The organism is Candidatus Enterococcus wittei, assembly GCF_002140175.1.
Lineage (GTDB): Bacteria > Bacillota > Bacilli > Lactobacillales > Enterococcaceae > Enterococcus_B > Enterococcus_B wittei.
In genome coordinates this window covers 798,030-815,252 of the sequence record NZ_NGMO01000002.1, presented here as the reverse complement: position 1 = coordinate 815,252, position 17,223 = coordinate 798,030, and the positions used below count along the sequence as shown (strand labels likewise).

At 35.4% G+C, this 17,223-nt stretch carries 12 protein-coding genes; 8 read left to right on the top strand and 4 right to left on the bottom strand.

Annotated features, from left to right (window positions below; translation table 11 throughout):
• The coding region (locus tag A5844_RS14250) for a hypothetical protein (protein ID WP_179190561.1) at nucleotides 1–447 on the bottom strand (447 nt) is incomplete at its 3' end.
• Nucleotides 448–1,847: 1,400 nt separating this feature from the next.
• On the opposite strand from A5844_RS14250, the gene A5844_RS07845 reads away from it, so the two are divergent.
• Nucleotides 1,848–3,353: an IS1182 family transposase gene (locus A5844_RS07845; protein WP_086284643.1), complete on the top strand. Its 1,506-nt coding sequence runs from the start codon at nucleotides 1,848–1,850 to the stop codon at nucleotides 3,351–3,353.
• Nucleotides 3,354–3,817: 464 nt separating this feature from the next.
• Here A5844_RS07845 and A5844_RS07840 read toward each other — a convergent pair whose 3' ends face one another.
• The gene (locus tag A5844_RS07840) at nucleotides 3,818–5,356 is read right to left on the bottom strand and encodes an RICIN domain-containing protein (protein WP_086284642.1); all 1,539 of its coding nucleotides are present in this window, start codon (nucleotides 5,354–5,356) and stop codon (nucleotides 3,818–3,820) included.
• 507 nt (nucleotides 5,357–5,863) lie between these two features.
• On the opposite strand from A5844_RS07840, the gene A5844_RS07835 reads away from it, so the two are divergent.
• From A5844_RS07835 to A5844_RS07800, 7 genes are all read left to right on the top strand, one after another.
• Complete coding sequence (locus A5844_RS07835) at nucleotides 5,864–6,877, top strand: NAD(P)H-dependent glycerol-3-phosphate dehydrogenase (protein ID WP_086284641.1); 1,014 nt, start codon at nucleotides 5,864–5,866, stop codon at nucleotides 6,875–6,877.
• Between the two features lie 39 nt (nucleotides 6,878–6,916).
• Nucleotides 6,917–7,789 carry a UTP--glucose-1-phosphate uridylyltransferase GalU gene (gene galU, locus A5844_RS07830; protein WP_086284687.1) on the top strand — a complete coding sequence of 291 codons (873 nt, stop codon included), beginning with the start codon at nucleotides 6,917–6,919 and terminating at the stop codon, nucleotides 7,787–7,789.
• 89 nt (nucleotides 7,790–7,878) lie between these two features.
• Nucleotides 7,879–8,238, top strand: a complete 360-nt coding sequence (locus tag A5844_RS07825; protein WP_086284640.1) for a hypothetical protein — start codon at nucleotides 7,879–7,881, stop codon at nucleotides 8,236–8,238.
• A gap of 786 nt (nucleotides 8,239–9,024) precedes the next feature.
• Nucleotides 9,025–9,624: an SIS domain-containing protein gene (locus A5844_RS07815; RefSeq protein ID WP_086284638.1), complete on the top strand. Its 600-nt coding sequence runs from the start codon at nucleotides 9,025–9,027 to the stop codon at nucleotides 9,622–9,624.
• Nucleotides 9,625–10,235: 611 nt separating this feature from the next.
• Nucleotides 10,236–11,975, top strand: coding sequence for a putative basic amino acid antiporter YfcC (gene yfcC, locus A5844_RS07810; RefSeq protein WP_086284637.1), 1,740 nt, complete (start codon nucleotides 10,236–10,238; stop codon nucleotides 11,973–11,975).
• 94 nt (nucleotides 11,976–12,069) lie between these two features.
• On the top strand, nucleotides 12,070–13,269 hold the full coding sequence (gene iadA, locus A5844_RS07805; protein ID WP_086284636.1) for a beta-aspartyl-peptidase: 1,200 nt from the start codon (nucleotides 12,070–12,072) through the stop codon (nucleotides 13,267–13,269).
• A 135-nt stretch (nucleotides 13,270–13,404) separates the two neighbouring features.
• Complete coding sequence (locus tag A5844_RS07800) at nucleotides 13,405–13,626, top strand: CsbD family protein (RefSeq protein ID WP_086284635.1); 222 nt, start codon at nucleotides 13,405–13,407, stop codon at nucleotides 13,624–13,626.
• Nucleotides 13,627–13,639: 13 nt separating this feature from the next.
• Here the strand turns inward: A5844_RS07800 and A5844_RS07795 are convergent, their stop codons facing one another.
• Nucleotides 13,640–15,193: an IS1182 family transposase gene (locus A5844_RS07795; RefSeq protein WP_256924535.1), complete on the bottom strand. Its 1,554-nt coding sequence runs from the start codon at nucleotides 15,191–15,193 to the stop codon at nucleotides 13,640–13,642.
• Nucleotides 15,194–15,362: 169 nt separating this feature from the next.
• On the bottom strand, nucleotides 15,363–17,099 hold the full coding sequence (locus A5844_RS07785; RefSeq protein WP_086284633.1) for a fibronectin type III domain-containing protein: 1,737 nt from the start codon (nucleotides 17,097–17,099) through the stop codon (nucleotides 15,363–15,365).
• Nucleotides 17,100–17,223: the final 124 nt, after the last annotated feature.

The window sequence follows — 17,223 nt, the reverse complement described above, 5'->3', positions numbered from 1 at the left end:
GAATGGGATCAAATCGGTTCTACTATTGTACAAGTCTACACTGGCTCCATTACTGAATGGGATCAAATCGGTTCTACTATTGTATAAGTCTATATTGGTTTCATTATTGAATGGGATCAAGTCAGTTCTATTATTTGACAAGTCTGGACCGATTCTTGGATAATGCCCCCCTTCTATTTCTGCAACAGAGTTTTTTAAGTCTCTAAGTTGTCGATTTTGCTGTAAGGCAATGAATAGTAACAAACTCGAATAAAAAAGCGTTGCTATCAAGGGATATTTACCTATTCCTTTGACTGTAGGCCGTTGTCCCACCCCTTGGGCTATACGGTTGATATCGGCTTGATTGATCGGTCTTTGGTTATGATAATTATTCATTTGGTTGTAGTGCTGACCTGATCTTTGTCTATAATTATTTACAAAATAAACCTGTGAAACTCTGTTTGGCATTTTCTCCACTCCTTAACTTAAGATTAAATTTGCATTTGTATTCCCTTAATAACAATGATATACAGAACCGGTACTCGCTAGTTCCTTGAGCTTCGAGCATCAAATACATATTGAGAATTTAATTGAAATGAATGATTGAATCAACCTTTAATCTTCCTTTAAGAATAAGTAATCGATGGGGAATAAATCCCCTTTTTTTCATTTCTTCAATCATCCAAACTAAATCACCCATAATAACTTTGGGTAGTTGCCCTCTAACTCCAAAAAAAGTTTGTTTGCTACCATATTCATATTGTTGGTAAAATCTAGCAATAAAGAAGTCTGTAGCTATTATTCTAAATTGGGAACAATAACTCTAAATTTCTTTTGATAGAAAGTAACATTTGTTGCCTGTCTTTTTTATACAACTCTTGGTTCTATTCTGTCCTTATAATTAGTTGCCCCACTTATCGGAAATACAAATTTCATCTCAAAGTATAGTTTAATTTGACTATAGTAAGTTGTACTATAATTTCCCATATTCAAATAAAAAAACACTTATTCAGTTCAGATGTTATGCTTTTTTCATCGTGTTATTCCAATAGCGTTATGACTTGATTAAGGATTAAAAATTAAGTGGATTTTTTTCTATCTATCTTCTCATCTGTTGTATTATTTATCTTATATTTTTTGTTGATATTCTTTGTATATATTAAATGCTGTGGTTTTTATTATTCTTGTAACCTTTAGTTTCATTTCTTTAGAAAAACAAAGAATATATTTCTAATTTTGATAAAATAATTCTATAATTTCTGATTCTGGTAGGCTCTCCTGACATCTTTTTATTTCAAATTTCCAGTTCCCAAATAAAAAAACACGCATTTGGTTCAGATGTTATGCCTTTTTTTACCATTTTGTTCTAATGGCGTTATGACTTGATTAAGGATTAAAAATTAAAGGGATTTTTTCTATGTATTTTCTCATTCATCATGTTATTTCTATTTTCTTTTTTGTTGAAATACTTTGTATATATTACCTGTTGGAATTTTATTGCCTTTGTGACTATCATTTGCATTTCTTTAGAAAAAATTAAAAAATTGATAGCTTATTTAAAAAAAACGGTTCTATCTTTTCTAACATAAGTGTACTTCAGTGCTATCTGTTTTATGGATCAAAAAAAGAAAAAAACACCATGAAATTCTTTGAAATTAATTTGATAAAGAGCCACAAGATGTCTGACACCGTCCATCAAAGATAAGTCAAATAGCCAATTTATTATCGATTTTCTTACTAAAATAAAAAAAGAACAGAAAGAAAGGTATCCTTTCTTTCAGACTGTAGACAAAGAAAAAAATTTCTTTGTTCTACAGTTTTTTTGTTACAATTAAAGAAAACGTTTGCTTTTCGAGGAGGAATGTATAATGATGTCCAAACAATCAATGGATAGTCGAATGGAAGAAGCCAAAATTTCGCTAGATGCACTTGTTCCTAAAAATCATTTGGTCCGTAAAATTGACAAATCATTGTCATTTGATTTTATTTATCCAATTGTTGAATCAACTTACTCGACCATTGGTCGTCCTAGTGTTGATCCTGTCGTCTTAGTAAAATTAGTATTCATTCAATATTTATTTGGGATTCGTTCGATGCGTCAGACCATTAAAGAAGTTGAAACAAACCTAGCTTATCGTTGGTTTCTTGGGCTTAGTTTAATTGATAAAGTTCCTCATTTTTCGACTTTTGGTAAAAACTATGCACGGCGTTTCAGAGAAACCGATTTGTTTGAACAGATATTTATCGTTATTCTTGAACAAGCAGTTGATGCTAGATTTATTCATGAAGAAATTTTGTATATGGATTCAACTCATATTAAAGCGAATGCGAACAAACGTATTTTTACAAGAGAAATGGCACATAAAGAAGCCATTTTATACCAAAAACAATTGGAAGAAGAAATTAATGAGGCAAGAATTGCCGAAGGCAAACGCCCTTTTGGTTCAATCATTCGTCAGGAGGTGGTAGAAAGGAAAATTAGTGTCGCAGATCCAGAAAGTGGTTATTATGTAAAAACAGAACGAGAAAAACAGTTTGCTTATTCTGCTCATACCGTTTGTGATGAAAATGGTTTTGTATTAGATGTCATGATTACGCCTGGAAATCTACATGACAGCCGAATGCTCGTGCCACAAATTGAACGTGTTAAATCGCGTGGTTTCTCCTTTTATGGTGTAGCTGCTGATGCTGCGTACAAAACACCTTGGAATACCAAGTATTTAATCGACCAAAAACTACGGCCCATTTTTCCTTATACTCGACCCAAAGGAAACAAAGAACGTTTTAAAAAGAAAGATTTTGATTATGATTCCCATTATAATTGGTACTTATGCCCCAATGATCAAACACTTCAGTTTCGCACAACTACTCGAGATGGCTATAAAAAATATGTATCTAAATCTTTTATTTGTGAAACTTGTCCATTATTGAAAAATTGTACAGAAAGCCAGAAACACCAAAAAGAAATACATAGACACATTTGGGAAGATTACTTAGATGAAGCAGAACATTTACGCCATACGGCGTATAATCGCGAAAAATATAAAAAAAGAAAAGAAACGATTGAACGCGTTTTTGCAGACGCAAAGGAAAAGCATGGAATGCGCTACACCAAGTATCGAGGCTTGGAAAAAAATCAGGTGCATACGATGCTTGTTTTTGCCGCAATGAACCTGAAAAAATTGGCCACTTGGCAGTGGAAGCATATGTCTTCATATCTTTTATTATACAAAAATAGACAAAAGTATCAGTCTACACTCTTAGTAAAGAGGAAACTGATGCTTTTGTCTACAGTCTGCAGCAAGCGCAAGCTTGCTGTTTTTTTCGCTATACTTTTTGATGTAGATGAATTCCATCCTTTTCTTTTTTATTGATAAAAAATAGAAAAGGCACCTAGAAGATCTATAAAATTAAATTGGCGAACCAAGTCATAAAGAGAGTTCAAGATATCCATACTCGATTTATGAAGATACCTTAAATATCTAGTTTTAATTCTTTCCTTTGAGATTTGCCTAGTCTACACACTTTGACTATAGACTCTATCAAGATTTACGTTACATAGGTAAAAAACGTGAGTTCGAAACATTTAAAGGATTTTAGAACATAGGGAAAACGTTTCTTTTTAAAAGCTATGATACGATCATTAAAATCTTTAAAAGGTTGCTTCCATACATCGTTATCCTTGCTTGTGGTACATAAATGTTCCCTAAAATAGTTGAATAATCGTATCAGAAGATTAAAATAAAAAGGAGCAAAAAGAAAAGGTTTCTTCCTGCTCACTAATTATTTTAAGATCTCTCTTTACTAATACCCATTGATAAAGGTTCCCTGTGTACTACTAGTCAAGCATAAATTTTTGTAGATCTGTTGTTCCAAAATCAGGTGAAGTAATTAAAGTACCACCGATTCCAGCATCATTCAGCTTTCCGCTATAAGCATTTAAAGTAAGAATTTTGCCACTGCGAACATTTCTAAACTTATATAAAGGAATAGTTCCATATGCACTTCCTGCACTTACTACTCGCCATTGGGCTCGACTATCTGAAGTACTTAGACTTCCTGTTCTCAATTGAGAAAATCCATTCCATTTATTATCTGATTCATACATCAAAAAATTGTTTGCTCTATTTTTGATTGTAAAGCAATTTTTAGTATCAGAAAATACAAATTTCCATTGTTGATTAGTGGCTCCGGTTTCATGAAAATAGATTAAATCATCACTCTCCGCTGAATCATCTAATACTCTGCTGTTATTAAGAGAATTAATGAGGTGATAGGAACTCCCAACCCTATTAACTAAATCTTTTTGCTGTGAGTAATCTGTTGCGTCATTCACAGTAGTAATTCCTCTGGCATTGATTGCAATTGTATCGATCAGTTGTTTGTTTTCCCAAACATTTCCAACCACCTTATATATTTTCATTTCGTTTTTAGAGTGATCTACTTCTGCGGTTAGATAAGATTTCTGTGAGGCACTACCAGAAGAATAAATCGGTACATTGCCAAAATACTCCGGATAGGAAACCTTGCCTAAATTATAATGATAATGTCCTGTGAAAATTGCACGTAGCGTTCCATTATTATAGTATTTTTCTATAATTGATTTGAATTTTCCTTCTGAATCATTTCCCCATTTCCAGTCATTAGGTTTATGTATGTAAAGTATAGCCGGTTGATTTGCATTCTTTGCTTCTTCTAACTGTTTCTCAATATAATTCATTCCCGATGTTAGCCAATAAACGTACTCACCCTTAGTGGATGAATTGCTCATCGTTGGATAGTTGTTCGCTGTAATCATTCTAAAATCACCGATTCTTTGTGAATAATCTAGGCTACCAACAAACTTATATTGGAAAGGATAACTTTCAATCCATGTATCTTTTGAAATCTGATAATATGGATTAAAATTATACATCTTTTTAAATGACAACTGCCAGGCGTTATCAAATAAAGTATCACCATAATTATTTTCAATATCATGATTCCCTAAACCATAAGAATAAGGCATTTTTAGAGTTTGGAATAATTGTTCCATTTTATTCCACTGCCAATCATGTCCGTAGGCTGTCACATCTCCATTGATATGTGTATGTATTACCTTATTTCCGATGCTTCTAGAATAATCGTTAATACTATTATACTGGTTTAAAATCAACCATTGAGATTCAGCATTCTTCTCACTATCTGATTGACTAACTTGAGCATCTGTTTTTGCTGTCCATGGATATTGTGGATCAGATGTAGCAACAAAAGCATAATCGATATCTGCTAATACATTGCTACCTCCCAGCAATGCGCCTACTAAAATACTTGTACTAAAAATAACACTCTTAACATTTTTTTTTATGGATCCTCTAGAATAATTCCTATAGTCCATGATTTACTCCCCTAATTCTCATTTTCTTTGGCATACTCCTTTTTTGTTTTTTATTTACCCGTCTTTACTCCAAACTTTTTGATGAAGAGCCCTTCTACTCCTTCAAAATAGTCGTTGTTTAAGCAATGGAAATAAATAAGAAGGAATATTCAAAATAGACTTATTTTGAGATTCCTTCACTTTCGGGATTGTTTTCTTCAGTTAAAACGGACTTATTCTACTATTAAAGAACTGGTGGTGTGACTTGCCACATAGTACTAACCTCCTTCAAGCATTGCTGTTTTACATGGATAGTATATTTGTCTGGAACCGAAAATGTTCAAAGTGTATAGTATTGCAACATTTTAATTGTTCACCTAGAATGAAAGTAACGTGAGAAAATGTCTGGTTATTTCATTTTTTTGTAGGAGAGTCCTAAATAAACCATTAAAAGAATGAAAATAAGTCCAGTATTTTAGAAAGCTATACTATAATAGGGAATATCAAGTGGAATTTGGAGGAACTTTCATGAAACAAAAAATTGCAGTTCTAGGTCCTGGCTCTTGGGGGACTGCTTTAGCACAAGTATTAGCGGAAAATGGACATGATGTTCGTATTTGGGGAAATATTCCTGAACAAATAGCTGAAATCAATGAGTATCATACCAATCAGCAATATTTGCCAGATTTGCATCTTCCTGAATCGATTGTTGGCTATACAGAGCTAGCAGATGCAATTCAAGATGTAGATGCGGTATTATTTGTGGTCCCAACAAAAGCAATCCGAGTGGTTGCACAAGAATTGATTCGTAAGTTAACGACAAAACCAATCATTATCCATGCGAGTAAAGGTCTTGAACAAGACACGCATAAACGTATTTCTGAAGTGATCGCTGAAGAGATCCCAGAAGAAAAGCGACAAGCAATTGTTGTTCTGTCTGGACCAAGTCATGCAGAAGAAGTCGCTGTTCATGACATTACAACGATTACGGCTGCTAGCTTAGATCAAAAAGCTGCCAGATATGTCCAGTCTTTGTTCATGAACGATTATTTTCGAATTTATACAAATAATGATGTGATTGGGGTAGAAACTGGAGCAGCATTGAAAAACATTATTGCCATCGGCGCAGGAGCAATCCATGGATTAGGCTTTGGAGATAATGCAAAAGCAGCTATCATGACGAGGGGATTGGCAGAAATCAGCCGCTTAGGGGTTGCCATGGGAGCTAATCCATTGACATTCATAGGGTTAAGCGGCGTAGGTGATTTGATCGTTACCTGTACGAGCGTTCACTCACGAAATTGGCGAGCAGGAAATCTACTCGGTCAAGGAAAAAGATTAGACGAAATCTTAGCGAATATGGGGATGGTCGTTGAAGGTGTTTCTACAACAAAAGCAGCGGTCGAATTGGCAGAACAACTAGGGGTTGAAATGCCGATCACGCAAACGATTTATAATGTGTTATATCATGGAGAAGATATTAATAAAGCCGCAAAAGAAATTATGTTGCGTGATGGAAAAATAGAAAACGAATTTCAGTAAACGAATAGGATGGATGGAATGGATAAGTCGAGGAAGAAGATAAAAGTAAAAAAAGCAGTGATTCCTGCCGCTGGTTTGGGTACCCGTTTTTTACCTGCCACGAAAGCAATGGCAAAAGAGATGTTACCGATTGTCGATAAACCGACGATTCAATTTATCGTCGAAGAAGCATTACAATCTGGTATTGAGGATATTCTGATAGTAACTGGGAAAGAGAAACGTCCGATCGAGGACCATTTTGATTCAAACGTTGAGTTGGAAATGAACTTACGAGAAAAAGGGAAAAACGATTTACTTAAACTGGTGGAAGAAACAACGAAAGTCAAGCTTCACTTTATTCGTCAATCTCATCCCAATGGACTAGGTGATGCAGTCCTACAGGCAAAAACCTTTGTAGGAAATGAACCTTTTATCGTTATGTTGGGGGACGACTTGATGGTGGCAGAAACCCCATTGACGGAACAATTGATAAAAGCTTATGAACAAACAGGATCAGCGACAGTTGCTGTCATGGAAGTTCCTCACGAAGATACTTCAAAATACGGGATTATTCATCCGGGAACAGAAGAACAGTCTGGATTATATCAAGTCCAACAGTTTGTTGAAAAACCGGAGCCTGATAAAGCACCAAGTAATTTAGCCATCATTGGTCGTTATTTACTTACACCAGAAATATTTGATATTTTAGAAACACAAAAGCCAGGTGCTGGAAATGAGATCCAACTAACTGATGCGATTGATGAATTAAATAAAAGTCAACGAGTGTATGCCAGAACATTTACAGGAACACGTTATGATGTAGGAGATAAATTTGGTTATATGAAGACAAGTATTGAATACGGCTTAAAACATCCAGAAATTAGTGAACCGCTTAAACAATACCTCATTGATTTAAGTAAGTCCTTCGAATAAAATTATTTCTAGAAAAAATATATAAAGGAACCAAATCATCTGCAGATTTTCTAGAGTAAGAGAATAATAGTAGAGGTGTGTTACACAAGATGGAAATATTAATCTTTATTGCGCAAACTTTCCTTGATGGATTGAAATGGTTGATGGAGGGAAGCAACTGGTTGTTTTTATTGCCGATTTTATTCATTTGTTTGTATATCATGGTGAGTATGGCCAAGAAAAAAGAAACATTATTGATTTTCATTTGGTATCTAGCAGCGATTTCTATTGGTTGTTTACTCATCGTCCTTTTATGGGGGGGATTGGAGGCTTTGTTGTTTGCTTCTATTTTTATCCTTTTATATTTAGTAGTTTATCTCCCTTATGGACTAAATAAACTCCACGTGACTAAAAAAGGAAGACATGCGGCATCGTATCGATCAAGAAAACAAATACGATCAGAAAAATAAACGACGTTCGTCACTTATTGGATAGGCTAGAAAATTGCTTCGTGGTGGAGGAAACCACCTGTTCATAGGATTAGGTGATCAGTATTCAAAAAAATCCGAAAAAATCTCGAAAGTAGGACAAACTACCATCGGATTTTTCGGATTTTTTGAAGAAATTATTTTCAATAAAGTGTTGATCAGAACCACGAAAATAAGGCATTTAATCATCTTTAAAAAATTTACAACTAGTGTTTTTCAAGTTCGCCCTTGAACTTATTAAGAAGATTACTTACAATGAGTGAAGATAGAAACTGCTAAATAAAAAAAGGCTCCTTGGTAGTTAGCGGCAACTAGCTACCAAGGAATGACCAGTCACACGTTTACACCCTGACCGATCATTTTGCCATAGTCAATGCGAGGCATCAACCTTATTCATTGTACCTAATTTTAAGGGAATTTTCTACTTCTAGATGGAATTTTTAAGGGATGCTTGTCATTTAAGTGACTATGCCAAGAAAAGATACTTTTTAACCGTGAACAAGACAGAAACAATTGAGCGTGTTTTTTGTGGATTGCTTGGTCATGGTAAAAAGCTATCGCTTATTTCTGTTACAAGAAAGTAGTCATCAATCAGACTTTTATCAACGCTGCTACGTTTATGAAATTGCATGTTTGAAGAATACCTTTGTATATAGATAAATGGTTTAGGTGAAAGATGAGACTGGGAAGTTATTCCTAGCCTCATCTTTTTTGTATTCTTTTGGTAGCTGTCTCTATTACGAAAGTACAGATAAAGAGGAGAATAATATGAACTTACATTATTTTGATTTCTGTCAACAGCTTGAGAGGAAGCTAAGAATCGAAGAACCACTGATGAATCAAGCAGGACGTTGGATCGCAAAACAAATTAAAGAAGGTGGACATTTACAGATTTTTGCAAGCCGAACACTTCAAGGTGTAGCTTATGAGTTTTGGCAGCAATGTCCAGAATTGGTACCTACCCATTGGATACATCACCCAGCCGCTGGGATTTATGAAATGATTGAAGGAACTGGACAAGCGATTATTGATCAAATTACTTTCAAACCAACCGATATTTTTTTGCTACTATCCAATGAAGGAAGAGCTCCAGCAATCATCGAATTAGCCCAGTGGATCAAAAAACAAGGAAATTTATTAATCGTTATTACGGGATTTGATTTGTCACGAAGTATCAAAGCACAACATAGCAGTGGATTGAGGTTATTTGAGCTGGCAGATTTAGTATTAGATAATTGCGCCAACTTAAATGATGCTGTTCTTACGATACCAGGATTGGATTTGGCAATCTGTGGTACTTCTTCCATCGCTACGATGCTCCTGCTGCAACAAATTCTCTATTTCTCGGTATATCATCTCATCAGCTAGTACGTAAGATAAGTCTTGAAAAAGAGACAAGAAAGAATTTTTTATAAAAATTCTTTCTTGTCTCTTCATACACGTTGATGAAAGAGTCTTCCCCAAAACTCTTTACACCTCAATTATAGTACATTTGTTATCAATTTTGCAATGATGTTACTTAATGAAAATCAAAAATTAAAAAAATATATATATAACCTATGTTATATATAAGTGTCCTTGGAACTTAAAACATATAAATAGTCAATCTATAGTGAAACTTGTTTTTTGAGTAAAAAAGAAAGTAGTAGGATATGGTGTGGTGATTTTTTGTTTAAATTTGTCTTAGTTTAAATGTATAAATATTTGAAGGAGGATTAAAAACGACACTTCGCTTGCATCGATAAATGAAAATTAAACTATCGACTTATCTTTGATTATAAAAGAATAAAAAGAATTCTAATCAAATTATAGATTAGAATTCCTTGATAAAATAGTTTTCTCTATAAAAAATCCTGTTTACATTAGCTAGAATAAAAAAATTTTTTAATTGTTTATTCATGTGAGGAATTTATTTTTACTGTATAATCTATTTGCTTATTCATTATTGTAAAAAATGTACACAGAAAGGAAGACTACTTTTGAAGAAAAAAAATTCTTCGGGAAAAATAAAGCGTGACTTTACAAAAATGACTACTCCACATACCTATGTGATTATTTTTGGTGTAGTTGTTTTTGCTTGGTTGCTGACATTTATTGTTCCAGCTGGTAAATTTAGCACGGAAGATATCAAGTATCAAGATGCAAATGGAGAAACAAGTACCAGAACAGTGTTGCGTCAAGATTCTTTTCGCTATGCTTATGCATTAGATAAATCCTATGTTTTCGATCAACTGGAAGAATTGCAAAATAATCCAAGTGAACGAGAGAAACTTGATGTACCTGAACAAGGATTAAAAGAGGTTATTGATGATGGTGAAAAGAACCTGACACAAGAAAAACTCGATGAAATCTCTTTAACAGATGATGTGCTTTACAATCAATATGGTGAAAGTATTTATGATACATCAAAGAAACTACACAAAACAGCTAAATTATGGGGAACAGATGACACTGGAGGCTTCGGATTTTTAAATTTCGTATTTGAAGGTCTTGTTTCTGGTGATAAATATGGATCTGCTGTCGGAATTGCTGCTCTTATCTTAGTCGTTGGTGGTGCTTTTGGTATCATTATGCGTACAGGGGCTATTGATGCAGGAATTTATGCTTTTATCAGCAAAACCAGAGGGCTTGAACGTTTAGCTTTGCCATTATTATTCTTTGCCTTTTCATTTGGTGGAGCTACATTTGGTATGGCAGAAGAGGTCATCCCATTTTCGATGGTCATGGTACCGTTCGTCATTGCATTAGGCTATGATTCCATTGTGGCAGTCACCGTCACATATGTCGCTTCACAGGTCGGAAATGCGACTTCTTGGATGAGTCCATTTAGTGTTGCTGTGGCTCAAGGGATTGCTGGGATTCCTGTCTTATCTGGTGCAACTTTCCGTTTAATCATGTGGGTGGTTGTTACAGCTTTATCTGCTGGTTATTTGATGGTTTATGGTGAAAGAATTCGTAAAAACCCAGAAAGTTCATTAACCTATAAATCAGATAATTACTTCCGAACACATCTGAAAAAAACTTCTGATGAACAGAAAGAATTCAAACTAGGTCATAAGCTGATCTTAGTTGAGATGCTGTTCGTATTGATCTGGATCGTTTGGGGAGTGACACAAAAAGGTTACTATATTCCAGAAATCGCTTCTCAATTCTTTGTAATGGGGTTAGCAGCTGGGATCATTGCTGTGATTTTTAAATTAGATGATATGAAGGTCAACGATGTTGCTTCTTCTTTCCAATCAGGAGCTGCTGATTTAGCAGGAACTGCGATTGTTGTAGGGATGGCCAAGGGAATCTTACTTGTTTTAGGTGGGTCGGATGCTTCTGTTCCTTCCGCTTTAAATACAATCTTACATGGTATTGGAACCGCATTGACTGGCGTTCCAGCAGTAATCGGTGCTTGGGCAATGTATGTATTCCAAAGTTTATTCAATTTAGTCGTTACATCAAATTCAGGACAAGCGGCCCTAACAATGCCGATCATGGCACCATTAGCAGATCTAGTGGGAGTCTCCCGTCAAGTAGCTGTATTAGCCTATCAATTAGGCTCAGGATTTATGGATGCCTTCACTCCTGTTTCAGCGAGCTTGATTGGTGTGCTAGGTGTGGCACGTATTGAATGGGCGAAATGGGCTAGATTCCAAATCAAGATGCAAGGCTTCTTCTTTGTATTAGGAACTATCTTTATCATGATCGCGATTGCAATTGGATTGGAATAAAGAAATAAAAGCTAAAAAATGAATGAGAAATAAAAATTAAGAAAAAAAGGATGGTGTGAGCAATCGCCTATCCTTTTTTTCGAAGGAGGAAAAAATGAAACTGATTCGACAAATTGAAGTGTATGCCCCTGAATATCTAGGGAAAAAAGATGTACTGATTGCAGGCACAAAAATCATTGCTTTAGAAGACCACTTATCAGGTGGTTATGAGAATGTCAGAGTTGAAGAACTATCGGGAGAAGGGAAAATTCTAACGCCAGGGTTTATCGATGCACATTTCCATATTTTAGGAGGCGGTGGTGAAGGTGGCTATCAAAATCGCACACCGGAAGTAACACTCAGTCAACTGACAACTGCTGGTGTAACCACAGTAGTCGGCTGTATCGGAACAGATGGCGAAGGTCGTGACATGACAGCATTGATCAGTAAAGCAAGAGGGCTGGAAGCAGAAGGGCTTTCCACTTATGTTTATGTGGGATCCTACAGATTACCTGTTAAGACAGTCACTGATTCGTTGATCAAAGACTTTTTGACGATTGATAAAATTATTGGAATTGGCGAAATCGCAGTTTCTGATCATCGTTCTTCTCAACCATCTTTTGACGAGTTTGCTCGAGCAGTCGCTGATGCTCGAGTAGGAGGGATGCTTTCCGGTAAAGCTGGGATTGTCAATGTTCATTTAGGTGGAGGGAAAAGAAAGTTAGAATTACTTCATCGCGTTGTGGATGAAACAGAAATACCGATTAGTCAATTTTATCCTACCCATGCGAACCGTACGGCTGAATTACTTGATGCTTGTATTGAATTTGCTAAAAAAGGTGGAACAATCGACTTTACGGCGAGTGAAGATCCTGATTTCTGGGAAAAAACAGATGGGGAAGTGCGTTTTAGTAAAGCTTTAAAACAATTACTGGAAGCGGGTGTTTCTCTTGATAATTTCACTATGACCTCTGATGGACAAGGCAGCCTTCCATATTTTGATGAAAACAATCATTTCATTGGTCTTGGTGTCGGTAGTGCAAAATCATTACTTGTTGGGATTAAAGAAGCTGTACAAAAGGAAGGTATTCCTTTAGAGATTGCTTTGCGTGCGGTGACTTGTAATCCAGCAAGAGTGCTGAAATTAACACAAAAAGGAATAATTGAAGTAGGTAAGGATGCTGATTTGTGTCTTTTAGATAAGGAAACCTTAGCAATTGATACAGTGATTGCTAATGGCACGATCATGGTCCAAAACAAAGAAGTAAAAGTCTGGGGAACATTTGAACAAAACTTGGCTGAGGCTGGAAAATAAGCTGTTTTCTTTCTTTAAAAGGAAAATGAACTATTGCTAAAACACACCGTGTTCAAGCATACTGTTTGTTTGTTTCTGCCATTGGTGTTACTCTGAATTTAGTGACAGAAAACAAATTTTAGAGGAGGAATTAGAATGGCAGATTTAGAAGGACGCTCTAAAGATTTGAAAGACAAAGTAGCAGGCGAAGGAAAAGAAGCCTATGGTAAAACTACAGGTGATAAAAGCAAAGAACGTGAAGGCAAAGCACAATCTGTAGGTGCGGATATTAAAGAAAAAGCCCGTAATGTCGGTGATGAACTCAAAGAAGGATTTGAAGACGTTAAACATAAGTTTTCTAAAAAAGATAAAAAATAAATTCTATGATGATTTAGATATAGGAATGATACTGAGATAGTACTTCAATAAAAAGAGACTTTTCTATATAGAAATATAAGTGACAAGAAGGCATAGGGGCAATTGGTGAACAGAAAGAAAGGATACCTTTCTTTCTGCAGACTGTAGACAAAAGCATCAGTTTCCTCTTTACTAAGAGTGTAGACTGATACTTTTGTCTATTTTTGTATAATAAAAGATATGAAGACATATGCTTCCACTGCCAAGTGGCCAATTTTTTCAGGTTCATTGCGGCAAAAACAAGCATCGTATGCACCTGATTTTTTTCCAAGCCTCGATACTTGGTGTAGCGCATTCCATGCTTTTCCTTTGCGTCTGCAAAAACGCGTTCAATCGTTTCTTTTCTTTTTTTATATTTTTCGCGATTATACGCCGTATGGCGTAAATGTTCTGCTTCATCTAAGTAATCTTCCCAAATGTGTCTATGTATTTCTTTTTGGTGTTTCTGGCTTTCTGTACAATTTTTCAATAATGGACAAGTTTCACAAATAAAAGATTTAGATACATATTTTTTATAGCCATCTCGAGTAGTTGTGCGAAACTGAAGTGTTTGATCATTGGGGCATAAGTACCAATTATAATGGGAATCATAATCAAAATCTTTCTTTTTAAAACGTTCTTTGTTTCCTTTGGGTCGAGTATAAGGAAAAATGGGCCGTAGTTTTTGGTCGATTAAATACTTGGTATTCCAAGGTGTTTTGTACGCAGCATCAGCAGCTACACCATAAAAGGAGAAACCACGCGATTTAACACGTTCAATTTGTGGCACGAGCATTCGGCTGTCATGTAGATTTCCAGGCGTAATCATGACATCTAATACAAAACCATTTTCATCACAAACGGTATGAGCAGAATAAGCAAACTGTTTTTCTCGTTCTGTTTTTACATAATAACCACTTTCTGGATCTGCGACACTAATTTTCCTTTCTACCACCTCCTGACGAATGATTGAACCAAAAGGGCGTTTGCCTTCGGCAATTCTTGCCTCATTAATTTCTTCTTCCAATTGTTTTTGGTATAAAATGGCTTCTTTATGTGCCATTTCTCTTGTAAAAATACGTTTGTTCGCATTCGCTTTAATATGAGTTGAATCCATATACAAAATTTCTTCATGAATAAATCTAGCATCAACTGCTTGTTCAAGAATAACGATAAATATCTGTTCAAACAAATCGGTTTCTCTGAAACGCCGTGCATAGTTTTTACCAAAAGTCGAAAAATGAGGAACTTTATCAATTAAACTAAGCCCAAGAAACCAACGATAAGCTAGGTTTGTTTCAACTTCTTTAATGGTCTGACGCATCGAACGAATCCCAAATAAATATTGAATGAATACTAATTTTACTAAGACGACAGGATCAACACTAGGACGACCAATGGTCGAGTAAGTTGATTCAACAATTGGATAAATAAAATCAAATGACAATGATTTGTCAATTTTACGGACCAAATGATTTTTAGGAACAAGTGCATCTAGCGAAATTTTGGCTTCTTCCATTCGACTATCCATTGATTGTTTGGACATCATTATACATTCCTCCTCGAAAAGCAAACGTTTTCTTTAATTGTAACAAAAAAACTGTAGAACAAAGAAATTTTTTTCTTTGTCTACAGTCTGCAGCAAGCTTGCGCTTGCTGTCAGACTGTAAACAAATCCCTAGATTTAGAATGTTATTTACAGTTTTTTTCAATATTTTTTAACCAATTAATTGCCATAAGCTCGTTACTAAATCTGGTGCCCAAGTAGCAATAGCTGTATGAGCTTGTAGACAACGATACGTTTTTCCATTGTACGTAACGATATCACCGGTTACATAAGCTTTTCCAATTGTCCATTCTTCGCCTTCTGTTTGCTCATTTGAAGTCGTTGCCATTACCTTTTGTGTAAGTTCTGATGTACCAATTGCATTGACTGCTTTGATTTGGTAGCTATAAGTAGTCGCTACCGTTAAGTTTTTATCTTCAAAAATAGGTGCAACTGATTCAGCCACTTTGACACCATCGCGGTAAACTTCGTAATGTGTGATTTCTTCAGCTTGATCATTAGCTTTCCACTCTAATGAAACGGTCGACTTTGTCACACCTTTCACTGCTAGGTTGTCTGGAACTGAAGGTGCAGGTAATTGAGTCAGTTCATTTGTTTTGATCGTAAAGGCGTCTGAAAGAGTAGATTTATTGCCTGAAGTATCAACTGCTTCAACTTTATAAGTGTAGACCGTATCAGCAAGTAATCCTGAATGAGTGAAGTTAGTCGTATGGCTTGTTCCCACTAATTGATCATTCTCGTAGATGTTGTAAGAAGCAACACTTACATTATCCGTAGATGCTTGCCAAGACAAAGAAACAGATGAGGATGTTGCTGTACCTCTTAAATTAGTTGGTTGAGATGGTTTCTGTGTATCAGGCGTTGGTGTACCAAATAGATCTTGATATGATTTTGCAAATCCACTATTGTACATCACACCTGCTGAATTTCTTCCTTCATCCCAATCGATACTCCATGTCATCAAGCCTTTCAGTGGTGTTTGATCTTTCTTCATTTGTTCAAACACTTGATAGACTTTTGACGGATCCTGAACGAACCCGTTTGCTGCAGCATCTTCATTCGCAGGAATCCCTAAAGCTAAACGATTTGCTGGAATTTTGATAAATCCGTTATTTCCTTCATTAAATGCTTTTGAGATACCATAAAGGAATTCAAATTTCTTACTATCGTTGTTTTGAGCGATCCATTCTGATCCTACACTGATTCCATCCCCTGCTTGATTATATAATTGAGGAGCGATGAAGTCATATTGTTCTTCCAATGCTGTGATATAAGGAACATACTTCCCTTGGGTTCTTAAATAAGGGAATTCTGGAGCCATTGAAATAATAAAATGTTTTTGTTCTTTCTGGTAATGATCACGAACAATTTTCAATGCTTCTGGAATAACTGTTGTGTTGTCTCCTGCAGCAACAGCAGTTTGTTCTAAATCAATATCTAATCCATCGAAACCATAGACTTCTACTAAACGAATAATTTCGTTTGCAAAAGATTGTTCGTCCCCTTTATGTAATTCTATATGGGAATCAGCACCACCAAGTGAAATAAGAACAGCACGTCCTTCAGCATTCAAACTTGCTACTTTAGCTCTAAATTCTTGATCAGACATATTATAAGGTTTAAAAGTTGGGATACCCTCTCCCTTCATAAAAGCCACGGAAATCACGTTGTAAAATGGATTTACTTTTGCTAAATCAATATCCGCCGGTCTTCCGCCTTTATACCCTGCTCCATATTCACTTGCCCAGTTGTGATAATAACCTACGGAAATTTGTTTCGTAGAAATATCTGGCATAGTGTCTGCAGCATCAGCCGCAAATACGTTTGTGCCTCCACCTATCAAGCATCCTAAAAGTCCTACTGAAAATAACAAAGTTTTTCTATTCATTTTTTTCCCTCCTAGTTTTGTATTACAATCCACATTAAAGCATGTAAAAAAACAGGAAATTTATTTTGTATGCTATTACAACAAATCTCCATAAAAATACGCACTTTTTATATAAAACAGCACA